The 19,777-nt window shown below is 51.2% G+C and carries 7 protein-coding genes; all 7 read right to left on the reverse strand.

All coding sequences use genetic code 11. The features are described from left to right. Nucleotides 1-2: 2 nt before the first annotated feature. Complete coding sequence (locus T433_RS0102750) at nt 3-3,269, reverse strand: SusC/RagA family TonB-linked outer membrane protein (RefSeq protein ID WP_248616463.1); 3,267 nt, start codon at nt 3,267-3,269, stop codon at nt 3-5. A gap of 33 nt (nt 3,270-3,302) precedes the next feature. Next, on the reverse strand, nt 3,303-5,159 hold the full coding sequence (locus T433_RS0102755) for a fasciclin domain-containing protein (RefSeq protein ID WP_081778327.1): 1,857 nt from the start codon (nt 5,157-5,159) through the stop codon (nt 3,303-3,305). 78 nt (nt 5,160-5,237) lie between these two features. Next, nucleotides 5,238-7,397 carry a fasciclin domain-containing protein gene (locus T433_RS0102760; RefSeq protein ID WP_027454764.1) on the reverse strand — a complete coding sequence of 720 codons (2,160 nt, stop codon included), beginning with the start codon at nt 7,395-7,397 and terminating at the stop codon, nt 5,238-5,240. Nucleotides 7,398-7,426: 29 nt separating this feature from the next. Beyond that, nucleotides 7,427-9,199, reverse strand: coding sequence for a RagB/SusD family nutrient uptake outer membrane protein (locus tag T433_RS0102765; RefSeq protein ID WP_027454765.1), 1,773 nt, complete (start codon nt 9,197-9,199; stop codon nt 7,427-7,429). A gap of 33 nt (nt 9,200-9,232) precedes the next feature. Next, nucleotides 9,233-12,643, reverse strand: coding sequence for a SusC/RagA family TonB-linked outer membrane protein (locus T433_RS0102770; RefSeq protein ID WP_027454766.1), 3,411 nt, complete (start codon nt 12,641-12,643; stop codon nt 9,233-9,235). A gap of 19 nt (nt 12,644-12,662) precedes the next feature. Next, a complete protein-coding gene (locus T433_RS14430; protein WP_155808305.1) occupies nt 12,663-15,485 on the reverse strand; it encodes a fasciclin domain-containing protein in 2,823 nt (940 codons plus the stop codon). A 246-nt stretch (nt 15,486-15,731) separates the two neighbouring features. Next, entirely contained in the window at nt 15,732-19,268 is a 3,537-nt protein-coding gene (locus T433_RS0102780; RefSeq protein ID WP_027454767.1) for a hypothetical protein, read from the reverse strand. Nucleotides 19,269-19,777: the final 509 nt, after the last annotated feature.

Below are 19,777 nucleotides of genomic sequence, written 5' to 3' on the forward strand. Positions count from 1 at the left end.
CATTACAGATTAATCTTCACACCAGCCACGATAGAACGGCTCTGTGCCAGACGACCCAGGTCGATGCCCTGACCAATCACCTTTGAAGAGGTAGAGAACTCAGGATCGGTGCCCAGATACTTTGAGAACGTGAGCAGGTTGTTGCCCTGGATCCAGAACTGAACGCCCTGGATGAACTCAGAGTTGACAGGCAGGTCGTAACTCAGTGTAGCCGTCTTCAGACGCAGGTAAGAGCCATCTTCGATCCAGCGGTCGCTGAAGCGGCTGTTGCCCAGAGGATCCTGGAAGGTGATGCGAGGCATATCGGTCTGCTGACCTTCTGCCTGCCAGCGGTGGTTCATGGCCTTGCTCTGGTTCATGAAGCGGCTGCCGCCCTCCAGCTGTGAACGCATGTAGTTATATACATCGTTGCCCACGCAGTAGTTGAAGTTCACGTCCAGTTTGAAGCGCTTCCAACTCAGCGAAGTAAAGATATTACCATAGATATCGGGATTAGGATCGCCAATGACCACCATATCCTTCTCGTCGATGACGCCATCACCGCTCACGTCGCTGAAGTGCACGTCACCAGCCTCGAAGTAGTTGTGGTCCTTACCGTTGGCACCCAGCACGTACAAACCGTTAGGATCGCTGGTACCTGCGGCCTTAGCCTCGGCTGTGGTAGCGAAGACACCCTCGGTGCGATAGCCGTAGAACACGTTGGCAGGACGACCTACCTCGGTCAGGATGGTAGCGCCATAGAGCTCTGTCTTCACCGTCTTATTGTTGTCGGGCAGCTCGGTAATCTCGTTCTTGTAGTGACCCAGGCTAGCGCCTACCTGCCACTGCCAGTCTTTCTGTGCCAGCACCTTGACGGTAGCGGTCACGTCGAAACCGTTGTTCTTCAGCTTACCAGAGTTAGACCAGTTGTCGTCCAGACCGCTCAGGAAGCCCAGCGACTGGGTGGTGAGCAGGTTATCGGTGGTAGAGCGGAAGTAGTTCAGGCTCAGAGCTAGGCGGTTGTCAAACAGACTTGACTCAACGCCGAAGTTCATACGGCGTGTGGTCTCCCACTGAATCTTGGTATTACCAATACCGGCGAAGGTCAGTCCAGACACATCGTGCAAGAACTGATTAGCACGGAAGTAACTACGGGCAGCGTAGTAATCAATATTATCGTTACCGCTCACATCGAAACCAGCCGACAGACGCAGGTAGTCCACATTCTTAACGCCAGCCATCCAGGGCTCGTTAGAGAGCACCCATGATGCCTGCACGCCGGGGAACACGCCCCAAGCGGCATCGAAGAGGCGGAAGTCGCCGCCGTCCTGTCCGAAGAGTGTAGAACCGTCAACGGTCAGGTTGGCCTGCACGTAGTAGCGGCTCATGTAGTTATATTCAGCCTGTGCATACCATGAGATAGCGTTCCAGCTCTCTTCCACACCTGTTACATCCACGTTCTTCAAGCCACCACTCATGAATGGAGTCTTGTCACTACCCGTGTTGTAGCCCAGCTGTGTGTTGCTGGTGAAGTTCTCCCAGTTCACACGCACGCCACCAAAGGCATGGATGAAGTGAGCACCATAGCGGTTGTTCCAGTCCAGACGGGTGTCGCTCATCACCGAGTTCTGCTTAGAAGCCAGCGAGCGCACCTCATTGGTACGATTACCACCGATACTCTTCACGTAGTATTCGGGAATACCATTGATAGGAATATAATACTGGTTGTGGGTGTTCACCAGGTTATAGCTGAAGTGCTCGCTCAGTGAGAGGTTTGCATTGAACATATACTTCGGTGTCACGCTGAGGTTCAGCAGTGAGTTCTCGAAGCGGTTCTTGTTCTCAGCATCCGAGTATTCCAGGATAGCGGCGGGGTTACCCAGCTGCCAGTTGTAGCCACTGTAGCCCGACAAAGCCTCACGCAGGTAAGTCTCGGGGGTGATGTCCCAGTGATTGTTTGACAGCAGACCACGGCCGTAGCTGTAAGGGCTCATGAAGGGGCTCTTTACATAGGCCAGGAATGAAGGTGCAGAAGGCGTACCTTCGTCGTAGGTTGTGGGAGCACCGTCGTTACGCAGGTTGCGTGTCTGGTTAGAGAACGAAGCATCGAAGCGCACGCTCAGCTCTTTCAGCAGCGAGATATCGGTATTGAAACGCACGTTCAGGCGGTTCATCTCGTTGTTCTTCAAGGTGCTGTTAGCGCCGGTATAGCCTACCGAGAGGTTATAGTTGGCCACATCATCACCACCCTCTACGTTGATGCCATAGTTCTGTGTGAAGGCAGTTCTATAGACATAGTCCTTCCAGTCGGTATTCTGGTGGTAAGGGGTGTAATAGTAGTAGTCGGGATCCTCGTTGAGGAAGCTGAACGTACGTATGTTCGTGTTCGTGGTGCGCAGCATTTCAGAAGCATAACCACGATACTGCGAAGCATTCATCATATCATAGTACTTAGGCTCCATCACCACACCCATCGAGGCTGTGGCAGTGATGCGCGTAGCCATCGACTTGTTGCGGCGGGTCTGGATCAGGATGACACCGTTGGCACCCTTCGAACCATAGAGGGCTGTACCGTTGCGCATCACCGTTACCTTCTCGATGTCGGCAGGGTTGATGCTGGTCAGCAGGTCGTTATAATAGCCCTGGTGCAGCATGTTGCGACCATACTGCTGGTCCACGATCACATCGTCGATGACAACCAGTGGCTGTGCATTCACATTGAGTGAGTTCAAGCCCTGCACAAACATCACGCTACCAATACCAGGTGTGCCGCTCAGTGTCTTGGTGTAGGCCTGTGCGCCTAGCTGCTTCTGAATCTCGTCCTTGATATTAATGGCGCTGGTGTATTTGAAGTCGGTGGCTGAATAGTCACCACGCACATTGGTCATCGCAGCATATTCGGCTGCAAAGGTGCTGGGATAGAGGGTCACCGTCTTCTGCTGCTCCACACGCTGCAAACCAATCTTCACGGGGTTGTAGTCGGGTGTGGACACATACAGAGCCGAAGTGAACACAGGTACCTTCAGTTCGTAAGCACCATTGTCCTCGGTGAGCACACTGTAGCCGTCGATCTCGGCTGCACGCACAATAGCACCGCTGATGGGCTTACGTGTGGTAGCATCGAGCACAATACCCTTGACCACACGTGTCTCATACTGCTTCTGTTTCTGAGTGAACGTGCGAGCCTTGACCTCGACTTCCTCTTCTTCGTCGTCGAACTCGTCTTGCGCCCATACATTCATTGGAAGTGCCATCAGTAGCGTGATTCCAAACAATATATATTTCTTCATAGTCTTCATAATTCGTTGTTTAAAAATCATACATTATTCCACATGTGGTTTCAAGATGACACAGTCAATACGCATCACAGCAGAGTGAGTACCTGTATCCAGACGAGTCTCCCTACTCTTCACGTCTGTACTTACTTCCAGCGTGATGCGTGGGTTGTCCTCGGTCAAGCCATAGTTAGACGTGGGGAATACATATTTCTCTGCCAGCTTCAGGTAGCCAACCGACTCCGTTGGGGTCTCCAGCTTAGAAACCAAGCTCTTACCGTTACCACGGCCTATGACGTCACCATTCTCATCCTTATACTTGATATAGGCAGCCACCTTGGTGGGACGACGCTGATAGGGAGACACGTTCTTGGTCTCGGCCTGTGCAGGTACGGTCACCAGATAGATGTCATAAGGCACGTTCGAGAGCACACCGGTGATATTGAATACCACCGTGTGGTTGATACCCTCCTGAGGTGCAAACTCAATATACTTATTGTTTGATACCTTATTATAGTATGGATTAGGTGTGTTGTCTGCGTAAGCACTCGGTACGGTCTTAGGAATAGGACTGATGGTAGGCATTGAGTCCTTCGTTTCCTCGTTCACCTGGTACTTGCTGACCTCCTTAATGGCATTCTGACCTTCAGCCTCAACGATGATGGTCTGGATGAAGGTCTCCTGAGGATCGAAGTTCCACTGCGAAGCCTTCAGCAGCTTACCGTTACTACAAGCCACCTCGGTAGTGCCACTCAGCACACCCTTGGCACCACGAGGATCGAAGTACTGATAATAGTGCAGGCTATCGTTGCCCCAATAGTAGCGGCGCAGCTCATACATAGGCACCGCATTGGTTGACATCAGCGAGTCGGTGGCTGCCGACGCGCCGTCGAACACGGCCTTGTTGATGGTACGGCTGAACACCGTTCCCTCTACAATCGCCTTACGTGTGTTGACATAGTTCAGCGAGTCGATGTTACCTACGCTCAGGATGCGGTCCACGGTCTTGTCGTAAACAAAGTGCTTGCTGTATTTCTCTACCAGATCCTTCCAGACGGTATTTGTAGGAGCCACCATCCAGTAGGTACTGTCTTCCTTGTTCAGCAGACCGATAGAAGAGAACAATTTGCTGGTCTGTTCTGAGATAGAGTCCAGATAAACGGTGCGACCCAGCGAGTCGATGCCACCCTCTACGCTCTTCGAAGCAATGAAGTTCTTGTAGTAGAGCTTCCACTTAGAGTCGCTGTAAAGGGGATCACCGCTATAGAGGAAGTTACGGATGCTGTCCAGTCCCTCACCCTCGTTGCGCAGATACTCAAACACATTGGGCACGAACTTCACGCTCTGGTCCACCGTGAACAGCAGACCGTTGCTATAGAGCTTGTTGAGCTGGTCGCCATCCTGCAGGAAATTGGCATTGGCAATGCCATTGCCCGTCAGCACGTTGTACTTACCGTTCATCATCGTGATGGTATCCTTGCTGGTGCTCGACACCGAGTGGTTGTACAGCGCAATGTGGTTTTGCAGGAACTCCACCACTACCGAGTTGTCCTTATCCTCGATGCCCTGCAGCTTCTCGGTCTGATAGCGGGCTATCAGCGACTCGGTCTGCGCATCGGTGAGCGAAGCGTTGGTGGGAGCAAACACGGTGAACACCTGACTGCTCTTCAGTGCACGGTCGTAGCCACAGGCCACAGCCACACGCTTAAAGTTAGACAGGTCGTTATTGTTTTCGATGGCCTGCCAGATGGTGCCACTACTAACGCCCGTTGCCGTACCATCATAGTGGTCGTCCCATGCATCGGTACAAGAGACCCCCACCCAGCCTCCCCCTAAAATGGGGAGAAGCATATAGACACTGAAACGAAGTAGTTTCTTGGTCTTTTCTATTATCATTTGTTTCATAATTAGTTGGTATTTCTTATTTGAACAAACTACCCTTTTCCCCTCCCACCAGGGGGAGGGGTTGAGGTGGGTCTTTTTTTACAGGTCGTCCTCCATATCGCCATCGCCATCTACGCTGTAAACGCTACGTGGCACCATCTCGAAGTAGTCGAGCATGAACTCGTTGTTATTACCCTGCTTACCATCGCTGGCCACACGGAAGCGGATGTAGTAGTCCTTCGTGCAGTCCACCTGGGCCGTACAGAGCACACGACGATAGGTACGTTCGTTACCTGCGAAGTAGAACTTCTCACCCGTGTTAGGATTGAAGTGGTAGGTAGAGGTACCGGCGCGATAGGCTTTCAGGTTCTTCAGGATCTTCTGTTCCGAAGCCTTGTCAATATCAGTCTTGCTGTTATAGTCGTTCAGCTTCTCATCGCTCTTGAAGCGGCTACCCAGATACATCTCTGAGTTCAGGTACTTCGTCATGTCCAAGGGGATGCCCTGAGGTGTCAGGTTCTTTGGATCGGAGCCGAAGTACACCTGCATCACACCACGGGTATTCAGAGCACAGAAGCCCAGACGGAACTGCCACTCGCCAGAGAATGGCACTGGTGGGATGCGGAAAGTCAGGTCGTAGTCACCAAAGAGGTTCCACTCGTCGCCCTGCCATGACCAGAAGTTGGTGTGTGGGCGGCGTAACACAAACAGACAGTTCTTGTTGAAGTCCACACCTTCCAGATAGCCCAAGGGGAAGTAGAAGTTACGTCCGTTCTTAGGTGTAGAAGAGTCATCTGGTGTGTCTTTACTGTCATCTGTATAGGGATTACCCTCCTGGCGCATACCGTTGGTCATCACCTCAGGGAATATACTTGAGAAGTCCATGCGGATACGCATGTTCTGCACTTTCTCCAGTACGTCCTGACTAAAGGCAATCACGTCGTCGATGTAGAAATAGTGTCCGTTCAGACCATCGTGCACGGGCTTCTTCTCGACCGTTGCATCGATATGCGAACCCTCGAAGGTGAAGTCGGGAGCTGCATAGCGGCGGTTGATGTAGCGCTCGCCAATAGAGCCCTGTCCCTTATTGTCACGACCAGCCTTGTCGGTGCGCACCGTCAGCTGCTCAATCTTCACCATGGTGTGAGGCAGCAGCGTGGGATACCAGTCCACGGGGTTGATGATCGTGGTGCTGATACCGAAGGCCTCGGCCGTCTTTGTCATCACGATAGGTGTCAAGTCGGCCGTACCAGCCACCTGACGGTTCAGGATGTGATACTGGATGAAGCGCTTCAAGGCGTTGTTGTCGGCCTTCAGGTCGCTATAGCTGTGCTTTCCTTTGTCGTCGGCATAGTTCTCGTTGTTGTCGTAGTACAGACAAGCCAGGTCGTAGAGTGCCTTCAGCGTGTCCTTGTTCACGATCTCAATGCCCTCTTCCTCAAACTTCTTCAGGTAAACCTCGTTAGGCTCCACAAACACCGTATAACCGATATTTTTCTTATCAGGAACACTGGCCACCTCGTTCCACTCATGTGATTTGTAGTACTCACGGATATACTTACTGGGATCGTAATTCTCATCAGCAACGCCTTGGATCTCGTTGATAACACCAGTAGCCACCAAAGCCTTGTAGAACACAGACACCTTGGGGTTAACACGCAGCAGGTCACTGATCAGGCTATTCGATTTCTCAATAACCATATCAACGGGATGTACAATACCATTCTCCACCGAGTCGTTCTGGTGAATATAGTCGCCATTCTCGGTCTTGCCAAAGATGGTCTTGGTCACACCTTCCAGCAGCACGATGGCATTATCCTCCTCGTCGGTCATCTGCTCAGTAGCGATGTAACGACCCAGGAAGTTGGCTGTCTGCAAGCGGTCCTGCGACATCTCGAAAGTAGAATAGAGGTTATTGATCAGGTGCGTACGTGCAATCGTATCGCAGTCCTCATCGCTCAGGTCAGCCACGCTTGTCAGTCCGCGCTCAGCCAAGAAGGCATCCACAGCCTCGTTGGTAGGTGCGAAACACGTATAGTGGCCATAGCCTGCCAGCAGGTCCATCAGTCCGGCACGCTCTACGATGGTCTTGAATTCGCTGAACGACTCGCGATTGTTCAGATAGTCGCTCATCATCTCACCCGTGAAGGTGTAGAAATTCTCCTTGTCTGGTTCGTCAGAACAACTGTTCATAGTGCCCAGCGTCACAACGGCGGCCAGAGCCATCAGTATGGTTTTGATATTATTCTTGATTTTCATATCTTTCAGTTTTCAGGTGTTCAACATCATTACTCATAGCTCTGATTCTCTCCAGAACCGAACGATGGATTCTGTCTCAGGTTCTTGTTCACCTTCAGCTCATCGTTGTTGATGGGCCAGAAGATAGCATCAACCTTCTTGAAGAAGTTCTGCACAAACTCACCATTCGTGATATCGCGGCGAGCCATGGCCTGCGACAGGCGCTGGGTGTTGCCGTCGCGCATCGAGCAGCGCACCAGGTCGTAGTAGCGCTTGCCCTCGAACATCAGTTCGCGCTGGCGCTCACGATAGATCAGGTCTTCCATCTGGGCCTTGGTCTTATAGTCCTCGCGTGCCAACTGCACGGTGGCGATGTTGTTCTGTGCAATCGAGCGGTTGTTCACAGCCTGCACCAGCTTGAAGGCAGCGTCCAGCAATGGCTTGTTGCTGGCTTCGGTTTCCAAGTCGCTACCTTCCTTCGCTTTCATACAATAGGCCTCAGCTTCCAGCAGCATGATGTCAGACAAGCGGTAGATAATCCAGTTGCTGCTGTTGTAGTGGTGGTCCACATTGCTGATCTTGGCAAACTCGTACTTATTGATCCATGAACCAGGCGTAGAAGAACCGGCAGTCACCATGATGTTCTTATAGGTGTACTTTGCGATGACTTCTGCCGATGTGTTGCAGTTCACGAAGAAACGAGAGTCGGACTTCATGTTCTTATCCTCATAGATCACGCGGCCGCTGGTCAGCGCATAGTCGCCGATCACAACCGTAGAGGGCTGCAGTTCTCCGGCGTTGGTATTGTTGCCATAGAACACGCTGACAGCCGAGTTACCCAGCATCGTCTTTCCAGCTTCGTCATTGTCATAGACCAGCTCGAAGATGGTCTCCGTGCTGTTGCCATTCACGAAGATGCTACTATAAGCATTACCATAGGTGGTGCTGCCGAGGGCGTTGTTCACCAGGGGATAGCCGTTGGTGCGATCGAAGTTGCCGCTGTTCAGCGAGCTCATCGATGTGGTGTTAGCCTGCTGCTCCTTGGCCAGGCTCAACTTGTCGTTGATCACCCATTCAGCGCAGCGGATACAGTTGTCGTAGTCCTGTTTCCACAGATACATCTCGCACAGCATGGCATAGATGGCACACTTGGTGATGCGTCCGGTCTGATACTGAGGCTTGGTGGTGGGATAACGCGTAATGGCATTCTCCTTCACACCCTCCAGGTCGGCAATCAGGTTGTCGAGAATGGTGTAGAAAGGCGTTGCAGGCAGATCCATCTTCTGGTCGTCGTCCAGGTACACCTCTTCCGTATAAGGCACGTCGCGGAATGTGCGGATCAGATAGAAGTAGCACAGCGAGCGCAGCGCCTTCATCTCGGCGATGGTGGCATTCATTTCACTCTCGGTGTAACCGGGGTCGCGCTCAGCCACTGTGGGCGCATAGTGAATCACCGTGTTGCAACGGTTGATGATGTTATAGAACCCATCCCATGTGGTATAGGGGTTCATGGCGGTGATGTTCTCGTTGAGCACATAGGCCAGGTTCACGTCCTTGTCGATGCTACCACCGGCCATCACGTTCTCGCTGCGGCCCTCGCCCCACACAATCATGCGGCGGATGATGGGATCGGCCTCCAGTCCAGAGTAGCAGCCAGCCACGATAGCATCGATATCGGCTTTCTCGTTCCAGAAGTCTTCCAGCACAATCTCGTTCTGCGGCTTGATTTCCAGGAAATCGCTGCACGAAGAGAAGAGGAGCCCCGAGAATGGAACCAGCAGTGCCAGTCCCTTCACCTTTTTATATATATTATAGCTTCTCATAATAGTCATGTTTTGTTTCGATTATCAATTCCTTTAGAAGTCAACAGTTAAACCCAGTGTGTATGAACGTGAACGTGGGGTCTGCGCATTGTCGATAGCGGGATCGTAGCCAGCGTTCGAGATATCAGGGTCAACACCCGAGTACTTCGTGATGACGAAGGGGTTGTTGATACTTGCATAGATAGAAATACGGTTCAGACCAATCCAGGTGAGGTACTTCTTCTTGATGGCATACGACAGCTGAGCATAGCTCATACGCAGGTAAGAACCATCTTCCACGAAGCGGTCGCTGACCAGCGAGTTGTATGAATAAGGACCATCTTTGAAGTAGTGCATAGCGCGAGGAATAGAGGTGACGTCGCCCTCCTTACGCCAGCGGTAGTTCACAGCCTGGCTCTGGTTGTCGTTGCCAGTCATGGCCTCGGCACGCAGACGTGCCATATTGATAATCTTGTTGCCCACACGATAGTTGAACTGGGTAGTGAGTCGCCAGTCGCCATAGTTGAAGCTGAAGCCGAAACCACCAGTCAGCTTAGGCAGCGACGAACCCAGATAGGTAATATCGAGTGCGTTGATTTGTCCGTCGTGGTTGATATCCTCGTACATGGCATCACCACCGTTGAAGCGCACGTTCTTACCGGTGTTGTCGTTGGTATAGTTATAGACCATACGCACGGGTGTGCCTGTAGCATCGAGAATCAGCTTACCATCGGCATTCATAGCCACAGGTGCGGTGTAGGGACGCTTCTCCCAACCACGCTCAGCATACCACTCGTCGGGCAGTGTGCCACTGAGGAAGCCCTGCTGCTCGGCAGGTGTCAACTTGATGAACGTGTTGTAGTTGTGCGTATAAACGCCCTTATACTTGAAGCCGTAAATAGCACCGAATGGGTTGTGCAGCTGCACGTAGCGCAGGAACTCGCCGTTCTCGTACGAGAAGGTAGAGTTCAGGTTCTTCAGCAGGTACTCATCCATCTCCAGAATCTCGTTGCGGTTGTTACCGAAGTTGGCATTCAGGTCCATGATGAACTTACCGGCCTTGATCAGACGGTTGGTGTTGATGTGGAACTCCCAACCCGTGTTGCGCATCTTACCACTGTTGCGATAGGGAACGTGGGCGAAACCAGCGTTCGAAGGAATGCGGTAGTTCTGCAGCAGCATGTCGGTGGTGGTAGAGCTATAGGCCTCGATGGTCATGTTCAGACGATCGTCGAGGAAGCCCAGGTCCATACCTAAGTTATAGCTTGATACGATCTGCCACTTCAGATCGGTCAGACGCAGGTTCAGGGGCACCATACCAGCCATGTCGATATAGCGGTCGGTGGTACCATATTTAGAGGTGAACAGATAGTTCTGGTTGGGCTGGTTACCCACACGACCCCAGCTGGGACGGATGGCCAGCATCGAGAGTGTTGGCTTCAGCTTCTGCATCCAGGGCTCGTCGCTGACGATCCACTTCAGAGATACAGAGGGGAAGAAGCCCCAGCGGTTGTTAGGACCAAACTTCGTAGTACCGTCGGCACGCAGTGTGAAGTCGGCCACGTAGCGACCCTTGTAGGCATAGTGCGTAGAGAAGGTGTAGTACATGGAGCGCCACTGGTTGTACCATGAGCTGGGCGAGAAGTTCAGACCGCCGGCAGTAGGTGTCGATACGCCTGAAGCCAGACCGTTGGCACCCGTAGCCTGTCCGTTAGACGAACCTGATGTCAGCTCAAAGCGTCCCATCATCATCATCGAGTGGTCCTTGTTGGTGAACGCAGGTGTCAGCGTCAGGGTCTGCTTGGTGTTGAACGATACGCTCTTCGAAGAACCCTTCGAGGCACTGTTCACACCACCCTTCACGCCTACGGGGTTCAGCTCCCAAGGATAGTACTTGTCGTCATACTGGTTGAAGATGTTCATATACACACTACCACGCCAGTTCAACTGCCAGTGGTCCTCGTCGGTGCCCAGCAGCTGGTAGTTGATCACCAACTCAGGCGACATGTCGTAGGTGCGGCGCTGGTTCTTAGCCAGGTTAGCACTGGCCACAGGGTTGACATAGGTGCGCTGGTCTTTCTCGAATACGTCCGAGCCGCGCATGGGGTCACCATCGTAGCGGGGACGGCGCATGGTGAAGTAGTCTGAGGTGTCGAGACCCGTCACGGGGTCTTTCACATAGATGCTCATGTTAGGCATGATTCTCTGTGCGATAGACAGCAGGTTGTCAGAGTTCATGTCGTTCTTCGTATAGGTCAGCGCGAAGTTGGTGCTGATGCGAATACGGCTGCTGACGTTGTAGTCCAGAGCCACACGAGTTGAGAAACGGTTCAGCTTCTGCTTGATCATGGTACCGGTCTCGTGGTCGAAACCACCACCGATACGGAATGAGGCCTTCTCACCACCACCCGAGATGGTGACGTAGTGGTTCTGACGCAGACCCCACTGAGTCACAGCATCGCGCCAGTCGGTGTTGGCACGATATTCGCGCCAGTCGGTGAAGCCTTCGTTGTCGCCCAGATAGTTGATCTCAGGGATAGCATCCTTGTCGGCAATCGTACCGTCCTGCATGGGGTTGAAGTAAGCCTCCTTCAACATCATGGTGTAGTCGTCACCACTCAGCAGGTCGTAGCCCTTTGGCTGATAGGTGCCGGTGAGCTTCAGTGTGTAGGTGAGTTTTGGTTTACCGCGCACACCACGCTTGGTGGTCAGCTCGATCACACCATTACCACCCTGCGAACCATAGACGGCCGTAGCGGCAGCATCCTTCAGCACGGTGATAGAGGCGATATCCTCAGGGTTGATGTTCAGCAGCTCGGCAAACTTCTCGTTGTTGGCACCAGCCATATCGAAGTTGTCGAGGCTCACCTCGCGGATGTTGCCATCCACCACGATCAGCGGGTTGGCATCGGTCAGCGACGAGAGTGAAGAGGCACCACGCAGACGCATGGTAGAGCCCGAACCCAGGTCACCCGAGTTACCGATGATATCCAGACCGGCGATACGACCCTGCAGGGCCTCATCGACCGAGGTGATGCCCAGACCCTCGAACTCCTTCATGGAGATGGTCTGTGTGGCATACGAGATCTCTCGCTGTGGGATAGGCAGCGAGTTACCGGTGGCACGCTTTTTTGATTTGATGGTCACTTCCTTCAAGACGGTCTTAGACGTCATCTTGATGTTGTAAGTGGTCTTATTGATAGGCTGCGTGATCGTGTTCAAGCCCACATAGCTGAAGCGGATGTGGTCTTTCGGGTTACGGATCTTCATGGTGAAGTTACCATTCAGGTCGGTAACGGCCGACTCGATGATACGTCCCGTAGCATCGATCTCGCAGACGGTAGCACCCATCAGCGGACCCAGCTCGTCGCTCAGCGTTCCGTGAACCGACGTAATGTTCTGTGCGCCTACTGCTGTGGACAACAACAGTGCCAGAACGAATATCATGGATTTAAGTATCTTCATAGTGTTCGTTCCTCCTTGATTATTTAATTACTTTAGCAGCAATGAGGGCCTCTTTGACAGCCACAGTCCATTTCTTCATGTCGGCATACATCAGTGCGCCCGAGTCATCGAGCAGATGTACCATGGCATTGCTACCCATGAAGAGGCGAGCCGTCTGCTCTTTCTCTGTATAGTTGCCCTGGAACCAATATTCACGCACAATATTATTATAGAGTCCGGGAGTGGTTACCACGTGGTGGGTCTTACCCTTGGCGTCTTTCACAGAGAGAGACGACTTGGTGTAGGTGGCATTGATGGGATAGAAACGTCCGTTGGCAGGGTTGCGCTTCATACTCTCGTAGTTAGGACCTACGCCATCCTCGGGTGCCATGTCAATACCAATGGCATGGTCGTGCACATGATAGCGGACGAAGTCGTCGACGATGGTGGTCAGTGCGTTCTTCACAGCGGTACGCACCTTGGTAGAGTCGGCATCGCTTTGGGCATGGGCATCAGCAAACCAGTTGTTGGCCGTGCAGATACTGTCAATCACGCTGATCTCGATCTTCTCGCCAGGTGAAGAGACAGAGTCGATGCGGGTCTCGTCGAGCTCCTGCCACTTAGGCAGCTTGCCAGCAGCCTGCAGGTCCTCGATGGCCTTGCGACCGGGCACATATACTGTGTAGTTATAGTTATCAAAGAGCTTGAAGTTCTGGTTACCACGATCCTTACCACCACAGTTATAGGTGTTAGACAGGGTCTGTGTCAGGAAGTCGCAGTAGCTGCTGTTCAGCAGGTTCAGGAAGGGCTTGTACTCGCTGTGCTCGTTCAGCACCGTAACCAGCGACTTCTCGGCACCCAGAGGTACCTGAGCCTCCAGTTCGTAGGCCTTACCGTTCTGCTTCAGATATTTGTTCACCACGGGGATGCTGGTGTTGTGCTCCACCTGCCAACCGCCGGCCACCTTCAGGTTGCTGCCGCTGCCGTTGACCTTGATGATAGAGCCGCTCTTGGTCTTGTAGTAGCTGTAGCCACTCTCGATGTCGCCAACCACGATGAGCTGATCGACCAGGTCTTCCATCATCTTCTTGATGACGTCGCGCTCTACCTCGATAGAGTCGGTGCTGCTGTTCTTGACGATGCGACCATCGGCATCGATGGTTGACTTCCATCGCCAAGCCTTCAGCTGTGTGCTGCGCGCAGCCACCCTGGGGTCGATGTAGAACTCGATGATGTCGGGAGTCTCAGTGCCCGTTGCCTCTTCCTTCAGTCCGTAGGTGTAGGGATCTACATAGAACTTCATGGCATCGTTGGTGGGCAACAGCAGGCTATAGTGCTGGTCCATGGCCAGGAGGTAAGGCAGGAAGTTCAGCTCCTCAATACCCCAGTAGATGGCGTTCATGGTCTTGCTGTGTGCCAGTGCTGGATAAACGACCGAAGCATACTCAGCAGGTGTGAAGATGGGTTTGGCGGCATCTTTGGGTTCAACCAGGTAAACCACGCCGTTGCAACCCATGTAGCACTTCACGATGTCTTCCTTCTTAATGCCGAGGCTCTCCTTGGCATCGTTGAGCACGTTCTGGAAGTTAGAAGGCACCGACTCGTAGAACGAGGTCAGCATGTTCACGTTGATCAGCTTGGCCAGCGTCTTCAGGGGCACGCGATCCAGGTCGCCACCATATTCATTATAGAGGTCGGAACCAGGACCAGTGGGGCTCCACCAGTTCTGCATGGCTGCATTGGTAGGCACGATCATGGCGCCGGCATCGAAGTGCATATCGAAGTCCTTATCGTCGCGATAGATATACTGGTTCCATCCTGGATCAAACTTCAGCAGACCGATCTCGTCAGAAGGGATCAGCTTATCCTCGTCGGTATTCACTGGCTTCAGACCTACAGACAGGTTGCTAAGGTAGCGGAAGTTATAAACCGTATCCTTATCGGCACCAGCTGCTTTTCCCTTGTTGGCCTGATAGTCGTTGGTGGCTGTCACATTGCGATAGGGCACCGAGAAGCGGTCCAGAATCTTTGACCAGATAGAGGCTTCGGGCAGGTTGCGGATGATCTCGGCCATGTTGGGCGAAGACTCAATCACGCCGTCCACCTTGTGAATGTAACCGTTCTTACAGGTGATGTCGTGACCCTCCACGCGGTTGCCATTCTCATCATAGTTTGGCAGCACGCGCTTGCCGTTGACCCACGACTCCTGTATAGAGGTGGCGTGACCATTGGTCAGCAACGAGAGATCCTCGGCTGTGATGTTGTGGTAGCTCATGAACGAAGGCAAGAAGTGGATCATGGGTGCTGCGGTCTCATCCTTCAGCACGGGCACGGCCTTGCCGCGTGCACGCAGTGCATTCCATGCGGGATTGTTAGGCATGTCGGCTGGCTGCAGCACCTGGATAGAGTCATAGATGTGGGTTGACGTCTTGCGACGCATGGCCTTACCCTCGCTGGGAGGCGTACCCTTGGTGTTGCCCAGCAACTCGAGCAGATAGGCATTGTCTATCATCGAGTTTTTCAGCAGCAACTTCTTCTGCGAAAGATTCAAGTCTTCATAGCGTGACACGTTCCAGTCGTTGTTCTGGAACCAGGCGTCGTAGGCCTTGTCGTCTGCTACGAAAAGTGTTTTTGAACCTGTCTGATTGAGGACTTCTGCCAAATCCAAGTCCTCAATGAGGCGCACCGTGTAGTTGTAGTTGCCGTCTTCTTGCAGGCGCTGGTAGATGGAGTTGCCCAAATAGGAGGGCTGTCCGGTCAGCACGTCGTCCTTACACGACTGCAGTGCTGAGGCTCCTATCAACGCGCAGCAGGCAGCCATCACCACCCGTCGTCCTTGCGATACGATAGTTGTACGATTCATAGTGTGTTAGTTGTTTATATTAGTTGTTTTTTGTTTCTTCTTTGGGGTTCAGCACGCAGAGGCGCCGAACAGGGTTTGTCTCTCCCCTATCGGGAGACTGTGTAGTCCGTGTTGTCATGGTCAGATAATTTAGGTTTTCAAAGGCTTGTATGACATAAAACAAGGGGTCGGAGACAGCATTTTCAGCTGTCCCCGATCCCTTTTATAGGAATATCAGTTGATGATAATTCATTATCAGTCCACTAATTACTTTTGTACTTTGCGTACTACCACCTTGCCATTGTCAAGAACAATCTTCTGGATGAAGATGCCCTTCTGAGCGGCATTGGTCTTGCGACCGTCCAGAGTGAAGAACTCAGACTTAGCACCGCGCACGTTGATGGTGTTGATACCAGCAACATCGTCGCTAGCTTCCTTCTGGCTGTTCTCGCCGAAGTAAGTCAGTGTGAAGTTATCCAACAGAACCCAGTCATTGCTAATCTGCTCGGGCTTCTTCACGCCAATGCGCAGCTTGTTCTCAGTTACCTTCACGATGAGGCTGGTCTTGTACAGATTCATATCGAAGAATTGGCCGCAAGATACCATGTCGTTAGGCATGTAGTAGGTAGTACCTTCAGCGGTGTATGAGCTCTCATTTGCGATTGCAGGATCATTTGTCAGAGCACCTGCTGTAGCGCAGACTGCAGGAGCAGAGCTGGTCTTGCCGCCGCTTACAGCATAGAGGTAAGCCTGAGCAGCCTTAGGATTCTTGACAAACTCCTCATAGTCGTTATCAAAACCACCGATACGGTTGAACAGCTGTACGCCTACTTCATAAGTACCGTTGGGCAGACCAATGATGTCCTGATACATATCAAATGTCTTCTGATAGAACTCCAGAGCGTAAGCACCCTTCTGCTTATCGTCGTTACCGAAGTTGTAGCCAGTAGCGTTCTCCCAGCCCTCGATAGAGTTGCTCTTCACTTCGTTCTCGATCTTCTCGAAGCCAGGAGTCTGGATCAGTGAAGTCATGGGAACAGGGTTTTCATCGCTAGCTTCCTCATAAGGAGGAGTGTTGACCTTTGTCATCATTTCAGAAATCTTCAGCAGATAAGCCTCTGCACCAGCATCGGTCAAATTGCTCTGATTAATCTTACCCTGAATCTCATCGCAGAGTAGAGCTGCGTCGTTAGCTGCAGCCTCATTGATGGGATTCTCGAGCAAACTAGCCAAAGAAGTTTTTGCAGTTGTCAGCTTCTCGAACAGAGCAACAGAAGTCTTTGCTCTCTCATTCAAATCATAAACCTCAGTCAAGATTGCGAACAAAGCCTTACCATCTTGCGGATCAGCCTCTACAGCAGCCTTAGCAATCAGAGTCACGCTATCCTTAACGTTCTTACCATAAGCCTTACCTTCGATAGCAGTGTTCAAGTCGTTCAGCGCGCTCTGCATTGCAGACTGTACGACATCTGCTTTGTACTCATGATAGGTCAGTTTGAAGTTATCGAAGATAGCCCAGTTAGGACCAGTGCAGTCACCCTTCACACCAATACGCATAGGATCACCATCCTTAGCTACGAGACCGAATGCTGAAGTCTTATACATACCTGCCGCAAAGGCCTCTGCTCCAGTGGTCATATCGTTGGGGTACCAATTGTTATTAAACTGATCGGTACTACCGGTATACTTGATGGGTTCCTGAGTCACAGGATCAGTCCCCAGAATACCATCCAAAACAGGTTCATCGAAGACACACTTCAGAGGAGTCTCGGCCTGGTTCATGTAAACTACACCAGGAGCAATCTGGTTGCCAGCGAGATACAAGTCGTAAGCCTCTTGTGCACGCTTCAAACGGAAGAAGCTCTGTACTTCGATCTCATAAACACCTACAGGGGCATTCTTCAGTTCCTGATAGATATCGAACTTCGTGTCGTAAGCCTCAGCACATATATTGGGGCTACCACCAGTTGTTGGCTGCTTAGTACCGAAGCCATTCCAATCCTGGGTACCCTTCTGGAAATCTGCATTCTTCAGGTAGTAGGTGCAGTCTGTTCCAGGAGCCAGATGCTTCTTGGTCTCAGAGATAATGTCAGCAAACTCAGCAATGAGGTCACGGATTTCGGCGTTGTTCAATTCATGACGCCTCTGGGCATCATACACATCCGCCATTTCATCCTGCAAGTCTTCCTTCCAGTCGGCAGAGATATTCTTGTCAGTCTGAACGGCTTCTGCTTCAGTGTAGAGAGCAGCCAGATCTTTCCACAAATTGATGTTGGCAATCAGAGAGTCCTCAATACTCTTAATAGCAGCTAACTTGGCGAGCACCTCGTCACGAGTGCTAGCGGTAGCACCAACAGCAGCATTCTCATAAGCCTCCAGATATGATTCAGTGCACTGTGTATTCTTGTCGTACTGATTGCCATTCTTGATAGCTTCAGTCAACCAGTACTGATAAGCCTCAGCCTTGTTACCGAAATAGGTCAGCTTGAAGTTGTCGAATACGGTCCAGTCGTTACCACTGTTGTCTTCGGTCTTCTTGACGCCCAACTTCACGCTACCACCATCAACACTGAAGAACAAATTGTTCTGGTAGAAGCCCTTTTCGAAGTACAAACGAGCTGCTGCAGGGTCGTTAGGAGCATAGTAGGTGACATCACCCTCGAGCACATTAACCTCAGAAGCAGTATTTCCGAAATCTGTAGCACCGGCCATTGGCTGTGTGTTCAGGCAAGACCAGCGAGAAGTAAGGGGCTGAGAAACCTCCTTTTCGTCGGCCACTGCATAGAGTTTGGCAAACTTATTGGTGCCATTCTTATACTCATCCCAGCCATCGGCAGCGTTACGGTAGAAGCCGTTGGCACTGAGCATATATACACCCTTAGGCATGTCGGCCAGCTCCTGATAGGTATCGAAATCCTTATTGTAGTGCTCGGCAACCTCTGATAAATTCTGATCACCATTACCCCAGTTAGGAGCAGTGCCCTTCCAACCTGTGGACACATGACCATCAAAGTTGGGGTTAACGATGCTTGATGTCAAATCAACGGGTTTCGCTACAGAAGCAGCATCCTCGGCAGCCTTAGCAATGATTGCCTTCACCTGGTTAATAGCTTCTTCCAGCTGTTCCATAGTAGCACTCTCATTCAGATAGACAGCTTCCTGATCAGCCACATTCAGATTCTTCTCTTTGGCTGCATCCAACTGTGTCTTCAGGTCCTGAGCTTTCAGGAATACAGCAATAGAATTTTCATAAGCCTGATAAACTTCGCGGGTCATGAATTTCCAGTCGATGCTGGCAGTATCGCCAAGTTCTTCGGGATCAAAGAAATAAAGGCGTGTATCGTCTGCATGACCATTCCAACCAAGGTACATACCAGCGATTTCCGTCTTGGTGTCATTCGAAATGCGATAAGCGCCTTTCACCTCTGTAACAGTCCAATAGCGGTTAGCCTCACCATCATTGTCCACAAAGATGTTATTGTTTCCCGCATCTTTAATAACAAAAGTGGCCATCCACTTCTTGTGCTTCTCGACAGAGTCGCGAAGTTCAACACCTTCATCCGTTCTGGTGAAAGTGACTTTGAATCCCTTCTCGCCTACACTGGCACGGGTGTCATAGTCGTTACCTCCACGGAAAAACATTTTAGAGCCCACGTTGTACATATACAGCGTGTCTCCTTCAGCAAACTCTGTAAACTCCTGTGGCACCTCAGGTTTCTGGCGCTCACCGTTCACAATAGCTGCTGTCGCGCCTGTGGCCGAGAGGCTAAGCGCGGTCAAAACAAAGAGTTTTGAGATTTTCATAAGCTAAAATTTGTGAAGTTAGTAAATATTATATATATAGTAGTAACTGTTTGTTTTTGAAAACACACTCTTTCGAATGATTTCGGATGCAAATATAAGCAAAATTTTAATATTGCATATCAATTTTCAAAGTTTTTTTTGCATCAGAACACAAAAAAGTGTAATTTTAACACAAATCAGCAAAAAAAAAGATGTATTTGATACACCCTAATTGTCAAAACAGCGATTCATCAAAATCAGGGATTGTATTCACATATTATACAAAAACAATAACAGCACCAGTATCTAAGTGCCACTATTAGAACAGAAAAGCAATGCTTTCGGCATCTAAGAGCACAACTATAAGCACGCAATAGTGCCACTATAACCAATCAAAAGTGCCAGTTTTACCGACCAAAAGTGCCACTTTTGCACCCGATCTAGAGTCTAGAATGATCCAATCTAGAGTCTAGAATGACCTCATCTAGACTCTAGAATGACCTCATCTAGACTCTAGAACGCACTCATCT

This window comes from Xylanibacter brevis ATCC 19188 (assembly GCF_000621725.1).
GTDB classification, from domain to species: Bacteria; Bacteroidota; Bacteroidia; order Bacteroidales; family Bacteroidaceae; genus Prevotella; species Prevotella brevis.

Bases quoted from the DNA above. Each gene is read 5' to 3' on its own strand.
- T433_RS0102750 (WP_248616463.1), bottom strand. From the start codon at position 3,269: ATGAAGAAATATATATTGTTTGGAATCACGCTACTGATGGCACTTCCA.
- T433_RS0102755 (WP_081778327.1), bottom strand. From the start codon at position 5,159: ATGAAACAAATGATAATAGAAAAGACCAAGAAACTACTTCGTTTCAGT.
- T433_RS0102760 (WP_027454764.1), bottom strand. From the start codon at position 7,397: ATGAAAATCAAGAATAATATCAAAACCATACTGATGGCTCTGGCCGCC.
- T433_RS0102765 (WP_027454765.1), bottom strand. From the start codon at position 9,199: ATGAGAAGCTATAATATATATAAAAAGGTGAAGGGACTGGCACTGCTG.
- T433_RS0102770 (WP_027454766.1), bottom strand. From the start codon at position 12,643: ATGAAGATACTTAAATCCATGATATTCGTTCTGGCACTGTTGTTGTCC.
- T433_RS14430 (WP_155808305.1), bottom strand. From the start codon at position 15,485: ATGAATCGTACAACTATCGTATCGCAAGGACGACGGGTGGTGATGGCT.
- T433_RS0102780 (WP_027454767.1), bottom strand. From the start codon at position 19,268: ATGAAAATCTCAAAACTCTTTGTTTTGACCGCGCTTAGCCTCTCGGCC.